The 20,840-nt window shown below is 75.3% G+C and carries 18 protein-coding genes; 12 read left to right on the forward strand and 6 right to left on the reverse strand.

Translation table 11 applies throughout. The annotated features are described in order from the left end of the window. Positions 1 to 110: 110 nt before the first annotated feature. From ABT093_RS35690 to ABT093_RS35700, 3 genes are all read right to left on the reverse strand, one after another. Positions 111 to 3,557 (reverse strand): LamG-like jellyroll fold domain-containing protein, encoded by a 3,447-nt coding sequence (locus ABT093_RS35690; RefSeq protein WP_350571410.1) that lies wholly within the window; start codon positions 3,555 to 3,557, stop codon positions 111 to 113. 87 nt (positions 3,558 to 3,644) lie between these two features. Further along, the gene (locus tag ABT093_RS35695) at positions 3,645 to 4,283 is read right to left on the reverse strand and encodes an HD domain-containing protein (protein ID WP_350571411.1); all 639 of its coding nucleotides are present in this window, start codon (positions 4,281 to 4,283) and stop codon (positions 3,645 to 3,647) included. Between the two features lie 103 nt (positions 4,284 to 4,386). Then, the gene (locus ABT093_RS35700) at positions 4,387 to 4,956 is read right to left on the reverse strand and encodes a TetR/AcrR family transcriptional regulator (protein ID WP_350571412.1); all 570 of its coding nucleotides are present in this window, start codon (positions 4,954 to 4,956) and stop codon (positions 4,387 to 4,389) included. A 71-nt stretch (positions 4,957 to 5,027) separates the two neighbouring features. Here ABT093_RS35700 and ABT093_RS35705 point away from each other — a divergent pair, with 71 nt between their 5' ends. The 5 genes from ABT093_RS35705 to ABT093_RS35725 all read left to right on the forward strand — a co-directional run bounded on the left by ABT093_RS35705 (position 5,028) and on the right by ABT093_RS35725 (position 11,616). Next, positions 5,028 to 5,513, forward strand: a complete 486-nt coding sequence (locus ABT093_RS35705) for an FBP domain-containing protein (RefSeq protein ID WP_350571414.1) — start codon at positions 5,028 to 5,030, stop codon at positions 5,511 to 5,513. Between the two features lie 77 nt (positions 5,514 to 5,590). After that, entirely contained in the window at positions 5,591 to 6,067 is a 477-nt protein-coding gene (locus tag ABT093_RS35710) for a hypothetical protein (protein WP_350571415.1), read from the forward strand. Positions 6,068 to 6,772: 705 nt separating this feature from the next. Continuing rightward, positions 6,773 to 9,352, forward strand: a complete 2,580-nt coding sequence (gene lanKC / locus ABT093_RS35715) for a class III lanthionine synthetase LanKC (RefSeq protein ID WP_350571416.1) — start codon at positions 6,773 to 6,775, stop codon at positions 9,350 to 9,352. Positions 9,353 to 9,472: 120 nt separating this feature from the next. Next, positions 9,473 to 9,610, forward strand: a complete 138-nt coding sequence (locus tag ABT093_RS35720; protein ID WP_350571418.1) for a SapB/AmfS family lanthipeptide — start codon at positions 9,473 to 9,475, stop codon at positions 9,608 to 9,610. 200 nt (positions 9,611 to 9,810) lie between these two features. Then, a complete protein-coding gene (locus ABT093_RS35725; RefSeq protein WP_350571420.1) occupies positions 9,811 to 11,616 on the forward strand; it encodes an ABC transporter ATP-binding protein in 1,806 nt (601 codons plus the stop codon). A gap of 19 nt (positions 11,617 to 11,635) precedes the next feature. Here the strand turns inward: ABT093_RS35725 and ABT093_RS35730 are convergent, their stop codons facing one another. Continuing rightward, entirely contained in the window at positions 11,636 to 12,439 is an 804-nt protein-coding gene (locus ABT093_RS35730) for a leucine-rich repeat domain-containing protein (RefSeq protein ID WP_350571422.1), read from the reverse strand. Between the two features lie 184 nt (positions 12,440 to 12,623). On the opposite strand from ABT093_RS35730, the gene ABT093_RS35735 reads away from it, so the two are divergent. Then, complete coding sequence (locus ABT093_RS35735; protein ID WP_350571424.1) at positions 12,624 to 13,205, forward strand: suppressor of fused domain protein; 582 nt, start codon at positions 12,624 to 12,626, stop codon at positions 13,203 to 13,205. Between the two features lie 125 nt (positions 13,206 to 13,330). After that, entirely contained in the window at positions 13,331 to 14,719 is a 1,389-nt protein-coding gene (locus ABT093_RS35740) for a pyridoxal phosphate-dependent decarboxylase family protein (protein ID WP_350571425.1), read from the forward strand. Between the two features lie 13 nt (positions 14,720 to 14,732). Here the strand turns inward: ABT093_RS35740 and ABT093_RS35745 are convergent, their stop codons facing one another. Continuing rightward, positions 14,733 to 15,626 carry an SGNH/GDSL hydrolase family protein gene (locus tag ABT093_RS35745; protein ID WP_350571427.1) on the reverse strand — a complete coding sequence of 298 codons (894 nt, stop codon included), beginning with the start codon at positions 15,624 to 15,626 and terminating at the stop codon, positions 14,733 to 14,735. Positions 15,627 to 15,774: 148 nt separating this feature from the next. Here ABT093_RS35745 and ABT093_RS35750 point away from each other — a divergent pair, with 148 nt between their 5' ends. Then, the gene (locus ABT093_RS35750; protein WP_502884388.1) at positions 15,775 to 15,960 is read left to right on the forward strand and encodes a hydrophobic protein; all 186 of its coding nucleotides are present in this window, start codon (positions 15,775 to 15,777) and stop codon (positions 15,958 to 15,960) included. Between the two features lie 158 nt (positions 15,961 to 16,118). After that, positions 16,119 to 16,520, forward strand: a complete 402-nt coding sequence (locus ABT093_RS35755) for an SHOCT domain-containing protein (protein WP_350571428.1) — start codon at positions 16,119 to 16,121, stop codon at positions 16,518 to 16,520. Between the two features lie 59 nt (positions 16,521 to 16,579). Here ABT093_RS35755 and ABT093_RS35760 read toward each other — a convergent pair whose 3' ends face one another. After that, complete coding sequence (locus tag ABT093_RS35760; protein ID WP_350571430.1) at positions 16,580 to 17,989, reverse strand: hypothetical protein; 1,410 nt, start codon at positions 17,987 to 17,989, stop codon at positions 16,580 to 16,582. A gap of 330 nt (positions 17,990 to 18,319) precedes the next feature. Here ABT093_RS35760 and ABT093_RS35765 point away from each other — a divergent pair, with 330 nt between their 5' ends. The 3 genes from ABT093_RS35765 (at position 18,320) to ABT093_RS35775 (ending at position 20,834) form a co-directional block, all read left to right on the forward strand. Beyond that, positions 18,320 to 18,790, forward strand: coding sequence for a DUF6325 family protein (locus ABT093_RS35765; protein WP_350571431.1), 471 nt, complete (start codon positions 18,320 to 18,322; stop codon positions 18,788 to 18,790). Between the two features lie 97 nt (positions 18,791 to 18,887). Beyond that, positions 18,888 to 19,175, forward strand: a complete 288-nt coding sequence (locus ABT093_RS35770; protein WP_350571433.1) for an SHOCT domain-containing protein — start codon at positions 18,888 to 18,890, stop codon at positions 19,173 to 19,175. Between the two features lie 48 nt (positions 19,176 to 19,223). Continuing rightward, entirely contained in the window at positions 19,224 to 20,834 is a 1,611-nt protein-coding gene (locus tag ABT093_RS35775) for an MFS transporter (RefSeq protein WP_350571434.1), read from the forward strand. The last annotated feature ends 6 nt before the right edge of the window (positions 20,835 to 20,840 follow it).

Below are 20,840 nucleotides of genomic sequence, written 5' to 3' on the forward strand. Positions count from 1 at the left end.
TCTGCGCCCCGGGGGGGGCGCGGGCCGGGGCGCCGGCGGGGCCGTCCCGGGGGGGGGGCCGCGCCCCCCCCCCCCGCGCCCCCCCCCCCGCCCCCGGACCGGGGCCGGCGTCAGCTCTTGGCGAAGCCGGTCGGGCTGAGCGAGTCGAAGCCCAGCCGGACGGCGGTGACCGTGCCCAGGTCGGCGTTGGTGGTGTGCACCGCGACCAGCTCCTGGTCGGTCAGCGCCCGGCGGTGGATCCGGAACTCGTCGAACGCGCCGGTGAAGCGGTTGGTGCCGTCGGGCTTCGCGCCGAGCTCGAAGCCGTTCACCGCGAAGGCGTCGGTGACGGTCACCGAGCCCGGCGGGACCGCCGAGGAGCCGACCACCGCGCCGTCCACCAGCAGCTGCAGCGTGCCGCCCGAGCGGCGCAGCGCCACCTGGTGCCATTGCCCGTCGCCGAAGGCGGTGGTCGCCGAGGTGTCCACCGCGGTCACCATGGTGGTCGCGGTGTCCGTCTCGAAGGCCGCGTAGAGCCGGTCCTGCGAGGGCTGGACGCGCAGCCAGATCTGCCGCTCCGAGGCGCCCGTGCCGTACGCCCAGAGCAGCACCTGGTCCGGGTCGGCCGGCTTCGCCTGGTAGCGCACCTCGCTGCTGATCGTGAAGTCGCCGGCGCCCAGCGCCACCGCGGAGCGGTAGGGCAGCCGGACGTCGTCGTCGGTGCCGTCCAGGGTGAGCGCCGCGCCGAACGCGCCGGCCGGGGTGAGCCCGGCCCCGCCGTCGACGCGGGCGTTGACGCAGTGGACGGAGCCGTCCGGGGTGGACGGCCCCTCGTCCAGGCGCACCGTGTCGTGCTGCTGGGTCCACTGGCTCTCGAAGCTCCACCAGAGCGCGGGCAGGTCGCCCGGGTAGTAGCCGCTGCTGCCGACCGGCGAGCCGGCCACCGTCGCCAGCTCGGCCGTGCTCAGCGCCCGGTGGTAGAGCCGGACGTCGTCCAGCGAGCCGGTCAGCACGTCGGTGCCGGTGGGCTTGGCGCCCACCCGCAGGCCCTCGATGCCCTGCTCCGGCCCGGCCGTCAGAGAGCCGGTGAGGCCGGTGACGGACGCGCCCGCGCCGCCGTCCACGCTGAGCCGCACCGTGCCGCCGGTCCGGGTGAGCGCCATCAGGTGCCAGGCGTCGTTGCCGAAGGCGGTGGCCGCGGAGGTGTCCGGCAGGGCCACCGAGACGGTGGCGGTGGCGGTCTGCACCCAGGCGAACAGCCGGTCCTGGGAGGGCTGGGCCCGCACCCACAGCGAGCGCTGGCCGGAGGTGGAGCCGTAGGCCCAGAGCAGGGCCTGGTCGCCGGTGCCGGCCTGGTACTTGAACCAGACGGTGTAGGTGAAGTCGCCCGCGCCGACGTCGAGGGTCGGCGTGTAGGGCACCTGGACGCCGGGGCGGTCGCCGCCGACGTCGATGCCGGTCGCCCCGACCCGGCCGGTCACCAGCGAGGGCTTGCCACCCAGCAGGGTGCCGTCGGCGCAGTGGCCGGAGACGTCCTCCTCGATCGCGACCGGGGTGCGGGTGGGCACGGTCGCCCCGTCCAGGACCTGGAAGGGCAGCCGCACGCCGAGCGCCGCGTCGACGTCGGGCGCCAGCGCGGCCGCGTTGGTGTCCCGCAGCGCGGTGACCTGGGCGGGCGTCAGCGCGGTGCGGTACAGGCGGAACTCGTCCAGGGCGCCGGTGAAGCGGTCGTCCGCGGCGGCGTTGGGCTTGGCGCCCAGGCGCAGCCCGGTGGTCCGGTCGCCCGGGCCGGGGGTGACGGCGCCGGTGACGCCGGTGGCGGTGGCCGGGGTCCCGCCGTCGACCGCGAGGGCGACGGTGCCGCCGGTGCGCGAGAGCGTCACCAGGTGCCAGGCGCCGTCACCGAAGGCGGTCGCCGCCGACGGGTCGGACAGCGCGACGGGGGTGCCGGCGTCGGAACCCTGCACCCAGCCGTAGAGCCGGTCCTGGCCGGGCTGCGCGCGCAGCCACACCTGGGGGACGGCGCCCACGCCGTAGCCCCAGAACAGGACCTGCTGGGCGGTGGCGGCGGTGGCCTGGTACTTGAACCAGAGGGTGTAGGTGAAGTCGCCCGCGCCGGGGTCGATCGGGCGCGACCAGGGCAGCTCCGCGTACTGCGCGGTGGCCGCGGCGCCGTCCAGCACCAGGCCCTGGTTGTACCGGCCGGGGCCGAGCGTGGCGCCGCCGCGCGGGTAGGCGTCGCCGTGCTCCGGGCCCGCGTCGGGGGTGGTGACCGCGGCGGGGACCTGCTGCTGGTCGGAGCCGGTGCCGTGGAAGCCGCCGGGCAGGCCGAGCGCGGCCGGGGTGAGGGTGCGGAAGTGGATCTGGTCCGCCGAGAACGTCGTGCCGGTCTCGTAGAGCAGCCCGATCTCGCCGGTCACGGCCTCGACCAGGTCGGAGTAGCCCGACGCGTTGCCGGTGATCAGGCCGTTCGCGGGGGTCTTCCAGGTGGTGCCGTTGTCCAGGGAGTACCGCACGGTCATGTTCTTGCGGCTGCTGGGGTCGGCCGGGCCGGAGAACAGCAGGGTGTCGCCCGACACGCTCTGCCAGGTCTGCCGCAGGGCCAGCACGGAGCCCTGGACGTCCGGGGTGACCAGCGAGGGGACCACGGTGGCGGCGGGCGTCGTCGTCCCGCCGTCGCTGCTCACCGCGCGGGTGCGGTGGTTGGCGCTGCCGCCGATCTGGTTGCGGGCCATGGCGTAGACGCTGCCGCCGCGCAGCTCGGTGACGGAGACCTCGCCGGGGTTGACCAGCGCCTGGCCGGGGTCGGCCGGGTCCGCCACGTAGGAGTTGGGGGTCGACCCGGCCTGCCAGGTGGCGCCGTGGTCGTCGCTGTACAGCACGCCCGCGTACACCACGCCCTTGGACGGGACCTGGTGCGCGCCGACGACCAGCCGCCCGGCGTGCGCGCCCTGGGTGAGCTGGACGCCGTGTCCGGGGCCGGTGGCGAACCAGCCGTCGGTGGCGCCGGAGAACGTCGAGGTCAGCTGCTCGGCGGCGGACCAGGTCCGGCCGTCGTCGTCGCTGTGCTGGATCCAGGGCAGCCGCTTGCCGGTCGGCGTCGCGGGGTTGGAGGTGGAGAGCAGGAAGACCCGGCCGGTGGCGGTGTCCACCACGGGGGCGGCGTTGCCGCGGGTGTAGGGCTGGCCGGCGTCGCCGGGGCCGCCGGAGAGCACCACCTCGACGGGGCCCCAGGTGCGGCCGTCGTTGGTCGAGCGGCGCACCACGATGTCGATGTCCTGGCGGTCGGCGCAGGTGGGCGACTTGCGGGCCTCGGCGAAGGCGAGCAGGGTGCCGGCCGCGGTGCGGGTCAGGGCCGGGATGCGGTAGCAGCCGTAGCCGCCGGTGCCGCCCGCGAAGAGCACCTGGTCGCTGGTGCCGCTGACCCCGCCGGCCTGGGCCGGCCCGGCGGGCGGGCCGGCCAGGGTGAGCACGACGGCGGTGCAGAGCGCCGCCACCCAGGCCGGCCACGCGAGGCGCGGGGCGCCGTGCCGCAGCCGCGTCCGGCGTGCGTCCCGGCGTGAACATGATCGATTCATGACGGCGGACTGTAGGCCGGTCGCGTGTACGGCGGATGTCCGGCGCGTGCACACCCCGTGGGCCGCCCCGGGCCGGCTGACCGCCCGTCACTCCGCCCAGGGGGAGCCCTTGATGACCTCGACGAAGTCGCCGCGCTCGAAACCGGGCAGGTAGTGGGCCAGGACGTCGGCCTTGACGTTGCCGAAGGTGGTGCCGGGCCGGTCCCTGATGCCCTCGGTGAAGGCGGCGAGGATGCGGTTCTTGAAGTCGGGCCGCGGGTGGGCGGCGGTGACGGCGGCGCGCTGCCCGTCGGTCACGGCGTGGTAGCCGATGCCCAGGACGTCCAGTTCCACGCCCCGGGTGACCAGCGCGATCTCGGGGGCCATGTGCAGCGGGATCTCCGGGGTGGTGTGCAGGGCGATCGCGGTCCACACCCGGTCGGCCGGCTCGCCCGTGATGCCGTGGGCGTGCAGGAAGCGGCGGGCCTCGTCGGCGCCGTCGATCTCGAAGCGCTGGTCGGTGCGGGCGAAGCGCCCGGTGAGTCCGAGGTCGTGGAACATCGCCCCGACGTAGAGCAGCTCCGGGTCGAAGTCCAGCCCCTGCTCGGCGCCGCGCAGCGCCCCGAACAGGAAGACCCGGCGGGAGTGGTCGAACAGCAGCGGGGAGGCGGCCTCCCGCACCAGCGCGGTGGCCTCCGCGGCCAGGGCGCTGTCCGGGATCCGCACGCCCGCGATCGTCTCGCTCATCACGATGTCCTTCCGCTGGGGAACACTCGGTGGCCGACTCCACCCTGGCCCGTCTCCGCGGCCCGGCGCCAGACCCGTTCGCCTGTTCGTCCCAGCGGGCGGCTCAGCCGGCGGGCCAGTTGCGCAGCAGGGCGTCGAGGGCGTCGACGATGCGCGGCCAGCTCTGCTCGGAGGTGCGCGAGGTGTGCTGGAAGCCGCCGGCCCGTTCGAGGGCGATGTAGCCGTGGAAGGTGCTGCCGAGCAGGCGGACGGCGTCGGTCTCGTCGGGTTCGGCGAGGTCGTAGCCGCGCAGGACGGCCCGGGCCAGCTGGGAGTGGCGCCCGGCCGCGCTGTCGCGCGCGGTCTGCGGGTCGAGTTCGAGCCGGGCGGCGGCGTAGCGGCCGGGATGCTCGCGGGCGTAGTCGCGGTAGGCGTCGGCGAAGGCGGCGAGCGCGTCCTTGCCCGCGCGTCCGGCGAGCGCGGCGGCCGCGCGGTCGGCCAGCTCCTCCAGGGAGAGCAGGGCGATCCGGGTCTTGAGGTCCTGGGAACTCCTGACGTGCGAGTAGAGGCTGGCGTCCTTGACGCCGAACCGCCGGGCGAGCGCGGAGACGGTCACCCTGTCGAAGCCGACCTCGTCGGCGAGTTCCGCTCCCGCCCGGGTGAGGCGTTCCGTGTTGAGCCCCGCGCGTGCCATGTCCGTCCTCCCGTTCGCCTGGGGCCATTGTACATTTGCCTAGGAGGCCTAGGTAATTTACTTTGTCTCCTATGAAGCCGTTGACCGAACCCGAGATCCGCGCCGCCTTCGTGAACTGCACCAAGGGCGAGGCCGCCCGCCTGAACGTCCCCCGCGATCTGGCGGAACGGCCGTGGGAGGATCTCGACTTCCTGGGTTGGCGCGACCCACGGGCCCCCGACCGCGGATGTCTCGTGACGGTGCTGGACGGCGGCCCGGTCGGGGTGGTGCTGCGCGCGCCCGGTACCGCCTCCTGGCAGCTGCGCCGCAGCCTCTGCTCGCTCTGCGTGACCAGTCACACCGGGGGAGTCTCCCTGCTGGTCGCCCCCAGGGCCGGCCGGGCCGGCAAGCAGGGCAACTCGGTGGGCGCCTACATGTGCGCGGACCTCGCCTGCTCGCTCTACGTGCGCGGCATGAAGGACACCGGTACCCGGATCCACGAGTCGCTCACGGTGGAGGAGAGGATCCACCGGACGGTGGCCAACCTCGCGGCCTTCCTCGCCAGGGTCACCGCGTAGCCGGCGGAGGGCTGCTTCCCCGTGAGCGGTCGGCGGTCGGGCCGCTCCGATCGGGCGGCCGGCTCGTTGAAGGGGGTATGGCGGACGAAGCGGGTGACGGCGGATCGGTGCCGATGGTCTGGGCGCTGGCGGTGCGCGCGGGGGCGGCGGGGCCGCCCTTCGCGGAGCTGATCGTGGAGATCGGGCCGCGCCTGTACGGGGAGTTCGTCGAGAGCGCGGTGGACAGCGGCTTCGTGCTGGCGGCGGGGGAGCCGCCCGCCACCACCGCCGTGGTGGGGCTGCACGGGAACGTGCTGAGCCGGCTCGTGCTGGTGGGCGGCCGGCAGCTCTGGGAACCGGCTTCCGAGGTGCGCGCCTCGCCCGGCTGGATGGTGGCCGCCGAGGGGCGGGCCGCGGTGGTCGTCCTCGTCGTCCCGCCGGGGACCTGGCCGCCCGATCTCATGGACCTCGCCCCGGAGCAGGGCGCGGAGGTGCTCGGCCGGAGCCTGGAGACGGCCCGCACCGCCGGGGTGGTCCTGCACGGCATGGCCGGCTACGCGCGGCTCGACGCCTGACCGCGCCCGGCCGGGGCGGGCCGCCGTGGTGGCCGACGGGCGGACGTGGCCCCTGGGGTCGGACTCGTGCGAACGAATCATTCCGATGGGGCCTTCGATAGGTCAAGGGAAAACAAATTTACCGGCCGCTTGAAATACTGCCGAAATAGAACAGTGAAAGCGAAAAACGTCCAACTGTTCGGTTCTTTCGGAACGGGACGGGCCGGTTCGGGGTGGCCCTCGGGCGGCCCGCCCCGGTGGCGCGCCGGGCGTGCGCCGGACTCGTTCCCGGTCGCCCCGCCCGTCCGCGGACGCCCGTATCACCGCAGTTCAAGGACACGCCCGGTCGGCCGTGAACGCCGTCCGGCGTTCCGGTGCCCGCGCGCTCCCGGGTGGCGTCGCGGCCGGCGGAAGGCCGTGGACGGCGCGCGGCCCCGCGCCCCGCGCGCGCAGCGGCGCGATGCGCGGGCAGGGTGCGCGGCGGTGGCCGGACGGCCGGAACGCGCGCCGTTGCGGCGAGGTCGAGGCGGCCCCAATATTCGGATGGCCTGATCGCCATACCGGATTTCCGCTCCGGGGAATCGCCGGCCGGCGCCGTCCCGTTCCGCGCCGCTCCGCCTCCCCGTCCCCACCCTCGCCCAGAGCTTCGCGCTTCCCGTTCGCGCTTCCCGCTTTCCGCTGTGCGTCGTCCCGCCCACGCCGACCCCTGCCACGAGGAGGGTTCCGTTGGACAACCGCTACGAGGCCTACGCCTACGCCGACCCGCTCTTCTACGACTCGCCCCGGCGCTGGGGAGCGCACGAGGAGTTCTCCGCCGTGACCCGCCCCCTGCCCGAGGGCTGGGAGCACGGGGACCTGGAGATGTGGGCGGTGGTGCGCCCGGTCGGCGTGCGGATCCCGGACCAGGGCTGGAAGATCCACGTCTCCTCGTGCGCCGAGACCGCCGAGGAGGTGCTGGAGACCGTCTTCGCCTACTGCCTGCGCGAACGGGTGACCTTCAAGTTCCTGCGCGGCCTGCCGATCCTCCAGGTGCAGAACTCCAAGTACGCGCCACGCGGCTCCAGCGGCAAGTTCTGCACCCTCTACCCGGTGGACGACGCCGAGCTGGAGCGATGTCTGGACGGCCTCGGCGCGCTGCTCGACGGTCGCAAGGGCCCCTACGTCCTCAGCGACCTGCGCTGGAAGGACGGCCCGCTGTACCTGCGGTACGGCGGCTTCGCCGAACGCCACTGCCGCAACGAGGCGGGCGAACGGGTGCTGGCCCTGGCCGGGCCGGACGGACGGCTCGTGCCCGACGTGCGCGGCGCGGCCTTCTCCGTCCCCCCGTGGGCACCGGTGCCGCGGTGCATAGCGCCGGCCGTCGCCGAGCGCGCGGTCCAGCGCGACACCGGACTGCCCTACACCGTGGAGCGGGTGCTGCACTTCTCCAACGCGGGCGGCGTCTACCTGGCCCGCGACGGTCAGGACGGCCCGCCGGTGGTGCTGAAGGAGGCCCGCCCGTTCGCCGGGCTGGACCAGCGCGGCGTGGACGCGGTGACCCGGCTGCGCAACGAGCACGCCGTCCTCGCCCGGCTGGCCGGCGTCCCCGGAGTCCCCGCCGAGCACGGACTGCTGACGGCCTGGGAGCACGAGTTCCTGGTCCAGGAGTACGTCGCCGGGCAGTCGCTGAGCGAGTGGCTGACGGCCCGCTACCCGCTGATCCACCCCGACGCCGACGAGCACGCCGTCGCGGAGTACACCCGGGACGCCCTGGCCGTCGTCGACCAGGCCGAACGGGCCCTGGAGCGGATCCACGCCCGTGGCGTGGTCTTCGGCGACCTCCACCCCCGGAACCTGATCATCAGGCCGGACGGCGAGCTGTGCTTCATCGACTTCGAACTCGCCAGCACCGTCGAGGACTTCCTGCGCCCGGCGCTGGGCGCGGCCGGCTTCACCGCCCCGCTCGGCCGCACCGGGACGGACATCGACCGGTACGGGCTGGCGGCACTGCGGCTCTGGCTGTTCTTCCCGCTGGTCCAGCTCACCGCCCTGGACCCGGACGCGGCCGGCCGGCTCGCCGACGCGATCGAGCGGCGCTTCCCGGTGCCGTCCGGCTACACCGACGAGATCCGCCGTCACCTCGCCCGCTCGCCCGGGGACGGCCGCACGCCCCGCCCCGAACTGGGCGCGGGCCGCGCCGGGACCCGCGCGCTGCTGGAGGCCCCGGTCGCCGACTGGCCCGCGATCCGGGACTCGCTGGCCGCCGGCATCGCCGCGGCGGCCACCCCCGAGCGCACCGACCGGCTCTTCCCGGGCGACATCGCCCAGTTCACCCAGGGCGCGCTCGGCCTGGCCCACGGCGCGGCCGGGGTGCTCTACGCCCTGCACGCGACCGGGGCCGCCGTCGACCCCGCACACGTGCGGTGGCTGGCCGACGCCGCCCGCGACCGCGCCCTGCCGGCCGGGCTGTACCACGGCGGCCACGGCGTCGCCTACGTCCTGGACCTGCTGGGCGAGCACGAGCGGGCGTCCGAACTCCTCGGCCGCCTCGGCCGGGCCGCGGCCGCCGACGGCGAGGCGGCCCCGGGACTGGCCTCCGGCGGCCCCGGCATCGCGCTCACCCTGCTCCACTTCGCCCGCGCCACCGGGGACGACCGGCTGCTGGAGGAGGCGCTGGCCGCCACCAGGAGCGCCGCGATGACCTGGGAGAAGACCGGCCGCGCCGACGCCGGACGCCGGGCCGGGCTGCTGGCCGGCGCCTCGGGCGCCGCCCTCGCCCTGCTCCGCCTCCACGAGCACACCGGCGACCGCACCCTGCTGGACCAGGCCGAGACCCTGCTGGAACTGGACCTCGACCGCTGCGTCACGGTGGCCGACGGCACGCTCCAGGTGGTCGACCGGCGCCGGGTCCTGCCCTACATCGAGACCGGCAGCGCTGGGATCGGCCTCGCCCTCGCCGGCCTCCTCGCCCACCGGCCCGACAGCGCCCTGGCCGGGCGGCAGACGCTGATCCGGAAGGCGGCGGAACCGGAGTTCGTGATCCAGCCGGGCCTGTTCAACGGCCGGGCCGGACTCCTCGGCTACCTCGCGCTGACCGGAACCGCGGACGCGGGGGAGCGCACCGCGGCCCTGCTCGACCGCCACCGCGCGCTGCTGGCGCTGCACCAGGTGCCCTACCACGGCCACCTCGCCTTCCCGGGCGACCAGCTGCTGCGCCTGTCGACGGACCTGGCGACGGGCTCGGCCGGGGTGCTGCTGGCCCTCGGCACCGCCTTCGCGGGCACCCCGTTCCTCCCGTTCACCGTGCCGGCGACCGCGCCCCGGTGACCCACCGACCCCACCACCGCTGACGGGCCCACCGCCCGCCGGCCCCGGGCGCGAACCGCGCGCCCCACCTGCTCCCGGCCGCCCGGCCGGGTGATCCACCGCGCACCGAAGGAGAACGTCATGGCGATCCTCGACCTCCAGACCCTGGAGCTGCCCGAGACCGAGGCGGCCCCGATCGACGACACCCTCGCCAGCACCAGCTCGCTGAGCGTCCTCAACTGCGGCACCAGCACCGTCAGCACGCTGCTCTGCCTCTGACCCGACCGGCCGCCCGCAGGGGCGGCCCGTGACGGTCGACCCGGCCGGATGGTCCACGGACCGCCCGGCCGGGTCCCGTGCCGCCACCCGGCGCCCCGCCCCTCACGAACCCGTCCGACGTCCGACGCCCGCCGTCCGCCGCCCGCCGTCTGACGCCCGACGGCCCCGCCCCGGGAGCCCCGCCCAGAGAGAGGTGTTCCGTGGCCGTCCAGCCCGTCGCCGACCGGCCCGCGCCCGCCACCGCCGACGCCCCCACCGGGGCCGCGGCCCCCGCCCCGCCGCAGGTCCGGCTGCGCCGCGAACTCGCCGCCCAGCCGCTCCGCCTCGCCGCCGCCCTGCTCCTCGCCGTGCTGGCCACCGCCGCGGCCCTCGCGCTCCCGCTGCTGGTCCGCCGGATCGTCGGCGACTTCTCCGCCCACCGCTCGCTCGCCCCCGGCCTGCTGATGATGGCCGCCGCCGCCCTCACCGGCGCGGCCGCCCAGGCCCTCTCCGGCTTCCAGCTGGCACAGGTCGGCGAGGCGATGACCTACCGCCTGCGGACCACCCTGATGACCCACGCGCTGCGGCTTCCGCTGCCCGTCGTGCGCGCCCGGGGCACCGGCGAACTCGCCGCCCGGGTCACCTCCGACGCCCAACTGCTGGGCCAGGTGGTGGAGGTGGCGATGCAGCTGCCGCTCGCCGCGCTCAGCGTGCTGGCGACCCTCGCGGTCATGCTGTGGATCGACTGGGTGCTCACCGCGGTCACCGTGGCCGCCCTCGCCCTCCTCACCGCCCTGGTGCTGCTGATCACCCGCCGGATGCGGGCCAACGTCACCGGACAGCAGGACGCGGTCGGCCGGATCGCCCAGCGCTTCACCGCCGACCTGGAGGCCCTCACCACCATCAAGGCCTACCGGGCCGAACCGCTGGCCGACCGCGTGCTGGCCGAGGACGCCGAGCACCTGCGCGCCGTCTCGCTGACCGGAGCCCGGCTGGGCGCCCTGGTCCCGGCCGTGCTGACCCTCGGCAACCAGTTCGCGATGATCGCGGTCATCCTCACCGGCGGCGCCCGGCTGGCGGCCGGCGCCCTGCAGGTGGCGGCCTTCGCCGCGTTCCTGCTCTACCTGCTGCAGACCGTCCCGTCCGTGAACACGCTGGCCACCGGGTACGGGCGCCTCCAGGCCGGGCTCGCCGCCCGCGACCGCTGCAACGACCTGCTCGCCCTGCCCCCGGAGGCCGACCCGGACGACGCCGACCGGACCGCGCCCACCCCGGCACCCGACGCCCCGGCGGTGGTCTTCCGCGCCGTCTCCTACACCCACAGCGGAGCCCGGCGCGCCGCCCTGCGCTCCGCCTCCTTCAGCATCCCGCGCACCGGACTGACCGCCGTCGTCGGCCCGTCGGGCGCCGGCAAGAGCACCGCCCTCGCCCTGGTCGGCCGCTTCGTGAGGCCCGGCGCCGGATCGGTCAGCGTCCTCGGCCACGACATCCGGGCCTGGCCGCTGGGCGCGCTGCGCGCCCGGATGGCCTACGTGGACCAGGAGTTCACACTCCTGGAGGCCAGCGCCCGGGAGAACCTCCAGCTCGGGCGGGCCGGCGCCGCCGCCGAGCACGAGCTGGCCCGGGCCCTGGCCACCGTCGGGCTGGCCGAGGACGTCGAACGCCTGCCGCACGGCCTGGACACCGTCCTGGGCCGCGAGTTCGACCTCTCCGGGGGCCAGCGCCAGCGGATGGCCCTGGCCCGCGCCCTGCTCGCCGACGCCGACATCGTCCTGCTCGACGAGCCCACCAGCCAGCTGGACGGCCTCAACGAACTGCGCTTGCGCGAGGTCGTGGACCAACTGGCCCGCCGCAGCGCCGTCGTGGTCGTCGCCCACCGGCTCTCCACCGTCCGGCACGCCGACCACGTGATCATGATGGACGGCGGCGCCGTCGTCGACGCCGCCGACCACCCCACCCTGCTCGCCCGCTGCGCCCCCTACCGGGAGCTGGTCACCAGCCAGGCGGGGCCGTCACCACGCGCCTGAGGCCGCCCGGCCCCGAGGGTCAGTCCCGGTCGGAACCCGGTTGGACCAGGTCCGGCCCGCCGGTGTGCGGCACGGGGACGTAGCCCTCGGCGGGGGCCGGCAGGGCGTCGACGCACTCCGCCGAGCAGGCGTTGACCAGCAGCGGCAGTACGTCGGCCCCCGACGTCCGGCGCGAGATCCAGACCTGGCGCAGGGTCGCGCCGTCCACGGGCCCGTCGCAGACGCTGCAGGTCCGGATCGCCGTCGCCCCCCACACCCCGGGGTCGAGGTCCGTGAGGTCCAGGCCCGCGGCGGCGCCCGGCGCGGCGGCCAGGCCGGGGAACCGGGCCCGGTACTTCTCGTTCCCGTACAGGGCGCGCGTGCTCACCGTGCTGCGCCGCAGGCCGGGGCACCGGGTGAGCTCGTAGGGGAACCAGTGCAGCCGGTACGAGGTGTAGGGGGTGAACTCCTCCAGACTCGTCATCGCGCCGATCTCCGGCGGGACGCGCACCAGGTTGCTGCCGTACAGCACCAGGTGCTTCACCGCGGTGAGCCCGGCGACGGTCGGCGGCAGGGTGACGACCTGGCGCCGCTCCCGCGCGGTGAGTTCCACCAGCGGCGAGAACACCTCCCGCCCGTCCGCAGCCGCCTCCTCGACCAGTTCGAGCAGCCTCAGCCACCCGGGCGCCGCGGTGTCCTGCCGCTCCGGGTGGAACCCGGTCGCCCGCCCCCGCGCGGCCGCCCCCCGGGGCAGGCAGTCGCACCGCTCACGGGGCGCCTCCCCGCCCTCCGCCCCACCGGCGCCGGCCCATCGGTTGGAGAACACCTGCGGCTGCTCGCTCATCTGATCATGCTATCGATGTGCTCGATGGCGGGAGCCCGGGTGTGCCACGGGCGTCCCCTCCAGGAGACGTCCCTGGCACACCGCCACCTCTGTGGGTGGAGCCCATGGCCCGTCGGCGGTTCCGGCGCGGCTCGCATCCGCGCCCCGACCGGCGGACGAAGCGGCGGTCTGCCATGATCGCGCGGTGAGCGCTGCGAGGACGCCGGCCGTCGAGGCCGTCGAGTCACATGTCCGGGCCTTCTTCGAGGGGCATTGCGTGAAGGCCGTCGAAGCCGACCCGGGGCCGGAAGCGGGGCCGGCCGGCCTGCGCGTGCTCGTCGTGGGGCCCGGCCCGCGCGGTGACGGCTGGGCGTATGTGACGGCAGGTTGCTCGGCCGCGACGGCTTCGCAGGCCGGGAACGGCGTCGGGCTCGAGTTCGTCATGACCGCCCACGTCCGCGACCGGCGCTTCGTCGACGTCGTGGCCGCGATCGCCCGCTACCACCGCGCCGGGCACCGGCTCGGCCCGGAGCACAGCCTGCCGATCGGCGAGCCGTGGGTGCCGGGTTCGGCGTGCGATCACGTGCTGATCAGCCTGCCCTACCTCCACGGCCCCGGCCTCGAGCACTGCCCGGTGCCGGGTGGGCACGCCCGGATCCTGTGGGCCCTGCCGGTCACGGCGGCGGAGATCGGGTTCCGCCGGCGGTTCGGCCACGACGCGCTGGAGCGGCGCTTCGACGAGGCGGCGATCGTCCCCACCGACCCCTTCCGGGCCTCGGTGGTCTGAGGAACTGTCCGCGCGGCCGGCCGTCGCCGGCGTCGGGCAGGCCACTCTCGGTGGATTGGACCGGGACGGCGGGCGGGGCGGCGGCTACCGTCGACGGTACAGCCGACCGACCGGAGAGAACCGTCATGCACCCCGAACTCGCCGCCGACCTCGACCAGTTGCCCGCTCTGCTGGAGGAGACCCGCAGCCGGGCGGCCGCCTTCCTGGATTCCCTGGACGAGCGGCCGGTGGTCCCGAGGGCGGACCCGCCCGCCCGGATGCCGCTGGGCGAGCGGGGCGGCGGGCTGCGGGCGGCGCTGGCCGAGTTCGGCGAGCGCTGGGAGCCGAGGCTCTCGGGCGGCGCCGGGCCGCGCTACTTCGGGTTCGTCACCGGGGGAGCGACCCCGGCGGCGCTGGCCGGCGACTGGCTCACCGCCGCCGCCGACCAGAACTCCAACTCCTCCCTCGACGGCGCAGGCCAGCAACTGGAGCGGGAGACCGTCGGCTGGCTGCGCGAGCTGTTCGGGCTGTCCGCCGCGCACGGCGGCACCTTCGTCAGCGGCGCGACCATGTCCAACACGGTCGGCCTGGCGATCGCCCGGCAGTGGCTGGGCGAGCGCCTCGGCGTGGACGTGGCCGAGGACGGCGCCGGGGCGCTCGGCCGGGTACGGGTGTTCTCGGGCAGCGCGCACTCCAGCGTGGCCAAGGCGCTCGCGCTGCTCGGCCTGGGCCGCGGCGCGCTGACCCCGGTGCCCGTGCTGCCCGGGCGGGAGGCGGTCGACGTGGCGGCCCTCGGACGGGCGCTGGCCGACCACGACGGCCCCTGCGTGCTGGTGGCCAACGCGGGCACCGTCAACACGGCCGACTTCGACGACCTGCGGGCGCTCGCCGACCTGCGCGACCGCCACGGCTGCTGGCTGCACGTGGACGCCGCGTTCGGCGCCTTCGCCGCCCTGGTTCCCGAGCACGCCCACCTGGTGGCCGGCCTCGACCTCGCCGACTCCGTCTGCGTCGACCTGCACAAGTGGCTCAACGTGCCCTACGACAGCGCCGTCCAGTTCACCCGGCGCCCCGACCTCCAGGCCGAGGTCTTCCGCAACGCCGCCGCCTACCTCGGCCCGCTCGGCGCGGACCCCGACCTGGTGCACCTCACCCCGGAGAACTCCCACCGGCTGCGCGCCCTCGCCGCCTGGTTCACCCTGCGCGCCTACGGGCGGTCCGGCCACCGGGAGATCGTCGAAGGCTGCGTGGCGGGTGCCCGCGCCCTGGGGGAGGCGGTGGAGGGGACCGACGGGCTGCGGCTGCTGGCCCCGGTCCGGCTGAACGTCGTCTGTTTCACCCTGGCCGAGCGCCCCACCGCCGAACGCCTCGCCGCCCTCGCCGACCGGGTCGCCGACGAGGCCTTCCTCACACCGACCCACTACGACGGCGTGCCCGCCCTGCGGGCCGCCTTCAGCAACTGGCGGACCACCGGGTCCGACGTCCGCCGCGCCGCGGCGGCCCTGGCGAAGGCGGTGCGGGAGCTCGGCGGCTGAGGCCCGTCGCGGCTCAGGGCAGCAGTGCCCCGATGAGCGCGGCCACCGCGGCCTGCCCGGCGGCGTTGGGGTGCATCGCGTTGGTGTCCGGGGCCGGGTCGAAACCCTCGACCCAGCGGACTCCCCGCGGTTGGCAGGCATCGTGTCCGAGGACGTCGCCGGGGTTTCCGAAGATCGCCCGGTGGCCGGCGGCGGCCTCGCCGAGCACCGCGTTCATCCGTTTCTGGAGGCCGTGCACGTAGGGGACGTCTCCCCGGGCGATCGGCACGTCCGGCCAGCAGCCGGTGGTGGGCGGCAGCGCGGACAGGTAGCCGACGAGGACGACGGTCGCGTGCGGGGAGCGCGCGTGGACGCCGTCGAGGACGCCCTCGATCCTCGGGCGCGCCGCGTCGATCGCCGCGGCCGCCAGGTCGGTCCCGCTCGCCGTGTAGGTCCGCTCGCAGGGGTTGCCCTGCGGGTCGGTGCCGGCGAGCACGGCGCAGCTCCGCAGGATGTCGTTGGGCCCGTCCATGTTGCCGATGGTGACCGTGACCAGACCGGTGTCGGGCCTGAGCGCGTCGAACTGGGGCGGGTTCACCCCACCCGGTACCGCTTCCGGGACGGTCATGCTCAGGGTCGTGGCAGCGCCGCAGGTGACGTCGACGAAGCTCGCCACGCCCAGCGAGGCGGCGAGGTCGTTCGGATAGTTGTCCCTCGCGCGGCCGCATCCGGCGGGCGTGCCGTAGTTCTTCGAGACGCTCCCGTAGGCCGCGTACGAGTCGCCCAGCGCGACGTAGCCGGCGTAGCCGCCCTCCCGCGCCCGGGCCGGGCCGGCCGCCACCGGCGCGCCCGCCGCCATGACCGCCGTGGTCAGCGCGGCCACCAGCCGCCGGGTGCCGCGCGATGCGACGCTCGCCTGATCCCGCATGGTGACTCCCTGTTGTCGTTCGCTCACGAAACCGCCGCCGACGGCCATGGTGACGCGCGGCGCGGGCGGGCGCCGCCCGGGAGCCGCCGCCTGGCCTGCATGACCGGCGGCTGCCGGGGCACGCGGGGGGTCGTCAAGCGTTCGTCCGATGAGAGGAGACCACGTGCTCGCCCTGATCCTGGTCCTGCTGCTCGCCCTGCTGCTGTTCGGCCTCGGTTTCGCGGTCAAGGTCCTCTGGTGGGCCGCCGTCGCCGTCCTCGTGATCTGGCTGCTCGGCTTCGTCGCCCGCGGCACCGGTTCCACGGGCACCCGCGGCCGGTGGTACCGCTGGTAGCGCCGCCGGCCCGGGCTCCCGGGCGGTGTTGCCGCCCGCCCGGGATCACCCGCCCGGGGTGGTGCGCGCGCGGCCGTGGTCGGTGACCGTGGGTCGCGAGGGGGGACGGGCGGCGGCGCCGCCCGGCGCGGTTCGGCTACTTCCCCCGGAGGCGGGCGATGGACGACTATCCGCTGTTGAACATCTTCCTCACGACCATGTGGATCTTCCTCTGGATCCTCTGGTTCATGCTCCTGTTCCGGGTCTTCGGTGACCTGTTCCGGGACGACACGGTGAACGGCTGGGGCAAGGCGGGCTGGTGTGTCTTCCTGATCCTGCTGCCGTTCGTGGGGGTGTTCGTCTACCTGATCGCCCGCGGCAAGGGCATGGGGATGCGCGAGATGGCACGGGCGAAGGAGGCGGAGGCGGAGTTCCGCACCTATGTGCGGGACGCGGCCGGGGCGGCGGAGGCGAAGCCGGCCAGTGCCGCCGAGGAACTGGCCCGCCTGGCGGAGCTCCGGCGCGACGGATCCATCACGGAGGAGGAGTACCAGCGGGCCAAGGCGCTCGTTCTGGCCTGAAGCCCGTGACCCGAAGCCCATGACCCGAAGCCCATGACCCGAAGCCCGAGGCCGGCCGGTCAGCGGCCCGCGTCCCCCGCGGACCCGCCGGCCGGCGCGGGCGTGCCCGGGGCGGCGCCGCCCCCGCCGGGGGCGACCGGGTGGGCGGGGGCGAGGAACTCGCGGATCGCGAAGGCCGCCAGCACGACCACGGCGAACCAGAACACCACCATCCCGGTCGGGTGGTCCCAGAGCGCGAAGAGCACGGCGGCCACCAGCAGGATCAGCACCCCCAGCCAGCGCTTCCAGCGGCGGACGAAGCGCTCCACCGGTCCGGCCCGGAAGCCCGCCGAGTCGGCGGACGCGCGCAGCGCCGCGACCCCGTGCCCGGCCACCGACCGGACCGTCACGGCGGCGCGCGAGGGCCCGATGAAGAACGCGCCGAGGGCGACCACCACGGCCAGGAAGCCGATCATCCGCACCGCGGTGCGCAGGTAGTCGACGATGGCGTCGTAGACGGCGGCCGCGGCGGGCTGCGAGGCGTCGGCCGGCAGGTGGTCGAGGAAGTAGGAGCGGAAGACGGCCAGGGCGATGCCGAGCAGCAGCATGGCCAGCCCGATGCCGACGGCGGCGCCCACCAGCGCGCGGCGGCGGTCGAAGGCGGTGAACACACCGGCCGCCGCGACCAGGACCGTGATCACCGGCAGCCACCAGCCGAGGATCTCCAGCAGCCGGAACCAGCCCTTGATCTTGGCGAGGTCGGGGGAGGAGAACACCACGAATTCGGTGTGCACCTGCGGGATCCTGGCCGCGGGCGTGAAGCCGGCGTCGACCAGCGCCGTCTTGACCCGCTCCACCATCGGCCCGATGTCGATCACGACCTCGTCGTTCTTCAGCTCCACCGCGCCGCCGCCCTGGCCGGTGAGGGCCTTGACCATGGTGCCGTGCGCGGCCCGCACGGCCTCCTCCCACACCGTGGCGAAGGCCTCGCTGGTGACCACCCGCTCGGCCGCGCCGTGGACCAGGTTGGTCAGCGCCCCCTCCAGGGGGCCGGTCAGCCCGCCCAGCAACTGGGCGATCCGGGGCGGCACGCCCTGCTCGGCGGCGGCCTGGGAGAGCTCGTTGACCAGCGACTTGACGTCGATCTGCTCCGTCGCGGCGTCGGTGACGCGGTTGGCGAGCGCGTTCTGCACATCGGGATCGTGCGCCAGCGGGGCCATCGTGGCGACGAACCGGTCGGTGTCGGTGATCTCGTCGTGGGCCCAGACGGCGATGACCGCGAGCAGCGACAGCAGGGAGGCCACGATCACCAGGACGGTCGCCCCGGTGGTGCGCAGCCGGTGGTGCCGCGGCCGGCGCCCGGCCTCGGCCTCCAGCTGGGCGACCCGGTGGTGGAGCGCCTCCAGCTCGTCCTTCGACGGGCGGCCGGGCTCGGGGCGGCCGGGCTCCGGACGGTCGGGCTGCGGCGTGCTGGGCTCGGCCGGTGGCATGCGGGCAGCTCCTCGTTCTGGGCGGTCCGGGGCGGAACGGCGGAGCCCGGGGGGACGGGGCGCCGTCCACACCAGCCAAGGGCCAGGCCGCGCGGACGGCGAGCAGAGTTGCCCCAGAGGGGTGAGGAACGTCCCCGGAACGCCCCCCGGAGCGTCGCCCGGGAGCGCTGCCCGCGAAAGCGGCCCGGACCGCCCGGGTCACCCCGAACAGGTGAGCCGGAGGGCGGGTCCGCCGGGTTAGCGTCGCCGAGGGTCGGCCTCACGACAGCGTCCGTGGCCGGCTCCCGGCCGACGCCGTCGGCCGGCCCTCCTCTCCCCGCAGGAGCCGACGTGAGCAGCGAACCCGACACCCGCGGCGAACTCGACGAGCCGGGCCCCATCGACTACCTGGTCATCGCGTTCCCCGGAAGCCACCTCACCGGCGAGGGGCTACCCCTGCTCGTCGACCTCGTCGACCGCGACATCATCCGGATCCTCGACCTGACCTTCGTCCGCAAGGACCAGGACGGCACGGTGACGGCCGTCGAGCTGGCCGACGTGACCGGTGACGGCCGCCTCGACCTGACCGTCTTCGAGGGCGCCTCCTCGGGCGTGCTCGGCGAGCCCGACGTCGCCGAGGCCGGCGCGCTCCTGGAACCGGGCGACTCCGCCGCCGTCCTCCTCTACGAGAACCGCTGGGCGGCGCCGCTGGCCAACGCGCTGCGCCGGGAGGACGCCCGCATCGTCGCCAGCGGGCGCGTCCCGCTGGAGGACCTCCTGGAGGTGCTGGACTCGCTCGAACGGCTCGACGCCCCGGGCTGACCCCGCGCCCGGCCCGCACCGCGAGCCCCTCACCCCCTCAGCCCTTCACCCCCGAACCCCCGAACCCCCGAACCCCCGAACCCCAAGGCAGGAAGCCATGCCCGGACTGCTTCGCGGCGTCGCCCGTACCGCGGTCGTCGCCGGAACCGCCACCGCCGTCTCCAACCGCGTCTCACGCCGCCAGGCCGGCCGCTGGGCGCAGCAGGAGGCCCAGCAGACCGTCTACGCCGAGCCCGCGCCCCCGCCGCCGGCTCCGGCGCAGCCCGCCGCCGCGACCATGGAGGAGAAGCTCGACCAGCTCAAGGACCTCGCCTCGCTCAAGGAGCAGGGCGTCCTGACCGAGGAGGAGTTCGCCGCGCAGAAGGCGCGGATCCTCGGCAGCTGACCGGGAACCGGGGACGGTGCCGTCCACGGCCGACGAGCGGGAGGTGCGGTGAATCGCTGGAAGCCCTTGGTCGTGCTCGGGACGGCCCAGTTCCTCATGGTGCTCGACGCCTCGGTGATGAACGTGTCGATCAGCCAGCTGGTGGAGGACTTCGACACCGAGGTCACCGCCATCCAGGCCGTCATCACCCTCTACACCCTGGTGATGGCCGCGTTCATGCTGACCGGCGGCCGGATCGGCGACATGTACGGACGCCGCCGCGTCTTCGTGATCGGGCTGATGGTGTACGCGGTCGGCTCGGGGCTGACCGCGGTGGCGCCGACCGTGGCCGTGCTCGCCCTCGGCTGGTCGGTCATCGAGGGCCTCGGCGCCGCCCTGGTCCTGCCCGCCCTGGCCGCGCTGGTGGCCGGCTCGTACCACGGACGCGACCGGGCGGTGGCCTACGGCGTGATCGGCGGCCTCGCGGGCGCGGGCATCGCGGTGGGACCGCTGCTCGGCGGCTGGGTCACCACCTACCTCACCTGGCGGCTGGTGTTCGCCGGCGAGGTGGTCCTGGTCGTGCTGATCCTCCTCCTGATGGGCTGGGTGCCGGGGCAGCCGCCGCCGGCCCGGCGGCCGAGGCTCGACCTGGCGGGCGTCGCGCTGTCGGCCTCGGGCCTGGCCGTGATCGTGCTGGCCGTGCTGCAGAGCGGCACCTGGGGCTGGGTGAAGCCGCGCAACCCGCCGTTCACCGTGCTCGGGTTCGCCCCGACGCTGTTCGCCGTGGCCCTCGGCGGCGCGCTGGTCTACGCGTTCTGCGTCCACACGCGCCGACGGGAGGACAAGGGCCTGGACCCGCTGGTCCCGCTCGCGCTGTTCGACAACCGGACGCTGCGCGCGGGGCTGGTGACCCTGTTCAACCAGAACACCGTCCTGCTGGGCCTGTTCTTCGTCATCCCGCTCTACCTGCAGGTCGTCCAGGGCCTGGACGCCTTCGAGACCGGCCTGCGGCTGCTGCCGGTGTCCGTCACCATGCTCGCGGCCTCGATGTCCGGCTCCCTGCTGCTGCGCGTCGCCTCGCCCCGCACGATCGCCCGGACCGGGCTGCTGGTCCTGGTGGCCGCCACGCTGTGGCTGATCGCGGCGATCGGACCGGAGCTGCGCGGCGCCTCGTTCGCCGGGGCGATGGCGCTGCTCGGCGTCGGCATGGGGATGCTCGCCTCCCAACTGGGCAACACGGTGCAGTCCGCCGTGCGCCAGGAGGAGCGCAGCGAGGCCGGCGGCCTGCAGTACACCGCCCAGAACCTCGGCTCCTCGCTCGGGACGGCGCTGATCGGCGCGATCCTGATCGGCGCCCTCGCGAGTTCCGTCACCACCAGGATCGAGAGCGACCCGCGGGTCTCGGCCGCCGTCGCCGAGCAGGCCGGCGTCCGGGTGGAGGCGGGCGTGTCCTTCGTGCCCGCCGACGACGTGGCGACGGCACTGGCCGCGCAGCCCGCGGTGCCGCCGGAGGAGGCCTCGGCCCTGGTGGAGAGCTACCGGGACGCCCAGATCGCCGGGCTCAAGGTCGCGGTCCTGGCGTGCACGGGCATCACCGCCGGTGCCCTGCTGTTCACCCGCCGGCTCCCCTCCGCGCGCCCGCCCGCCGAGCGGCGCGGCGGGCCGGGCGCCGCGGAGTAGGCCCGC

It is taken from the genome of Kitasatospora sp. NPDC002551 (assembly GCF_040296005.1).
Classification (GTDB): Bacteria; Actinomycetota; Actinomycetes; order Streptomycetales; family Streptomycetaceae; genus Kitasatospora.

Excerpts from the sequence above, each read along its gene's own strand:
- ABT093_RS35690 (WP_350571410.1), bottom strand. The coding sequence starts at position 3,557 with ATGAATCGATCATGTTCACGCCGGGACGCACGCCGGACGCGGCTGCGG.
- ABT093_RS35710 (WP_350571415.1), top strand. The coding sequence starts at position 5,591 with ATGGCGGACGAAGCGGGTGACGGCGGATCGGTGCCGATGGTCTGGGCG.
- ABT093_RS35705 (WP_350571414.1), top strand. The coding sequence starts at position 5,028 with ATGAAGCCGTTGACCGAACCCGAGATCCGCGCCGCCTTCGTGAACTGC.
- ABT093_RS35720 (WP_350571418.1), top strand. The coding sequence starts at position 9,473 with ATGGCGATCCTCGACCTCCAGACCCTGGAGCTGCCCGAGACCGAGGCG.
- ABT093_RS35770 (WP_350571433.1), top strand. The coding sequence starts at position 18,888 with ATGCCCGGACTGCTTCGCGGCGTCGCCCGTACCGCGGTCGTCGCCGGA.
- ABT093_RS35730 (WP_350571422.1), bottom strand. The coding sequence starts at position 12,439 with ATGAGCGAGCAGCCGCAGGTGTTCTCCAACCGATGGGCCGGCGCCGGT.
- ABT093_RS35695 (WP_350571411.1), bottom strand. The coding sequence starts at position 4,283 with ATGAGCGAGACGATCGCGGGCGTGCGGATCCCGGACAGCGCCCTGGCC.
- ABT093_RS35700 (WP_350571412.1), bottom strand. The coding sequence starts at position 4,956 with ATGGCACGCGCGGGGCTCAACACGGAACGCCTCACCCGGGCGGGAGCG.
- ABT093_RS35755 (WP_350571428.1), top strand. The coding sequence starts at position 16,119 with ATGGACGACTATCCGCTGTTGAACATCTTCCTCACGACCATGTGGATC.
- ABT093_RS35745 (WP_350571427.1), bottom strand. The coding sequence starts at position 15,626 with ATGCGGGATCAGGCGAGCGTCGCATCGCGCGGCACCCGGCGGCTGGTG.
- ABT093_RS35760 (WP_350571430.1), bottom strand. The coding sequence starts at position 17,989 with ATGCCACCGGCCGAGCCCAGCACGCCGCAGCCCGACCGTCCGGAGCCC.
- ABT093_RS35750 (WP_502884388.1), top strand. The coding sequence starts at position 15,775 with ATGAGAGGAGACCACGTGCTCGCCCTGATCCTGGTCCTGCTGCTCGCC.
- ABT093_RS35740 (WP_350571425.1), top strand. The coding sequence starts at position 13,331 with ATGCACCCCGAACTCGCCGCCGACCTCGACCAGTTGCCCGCTCTGCTG.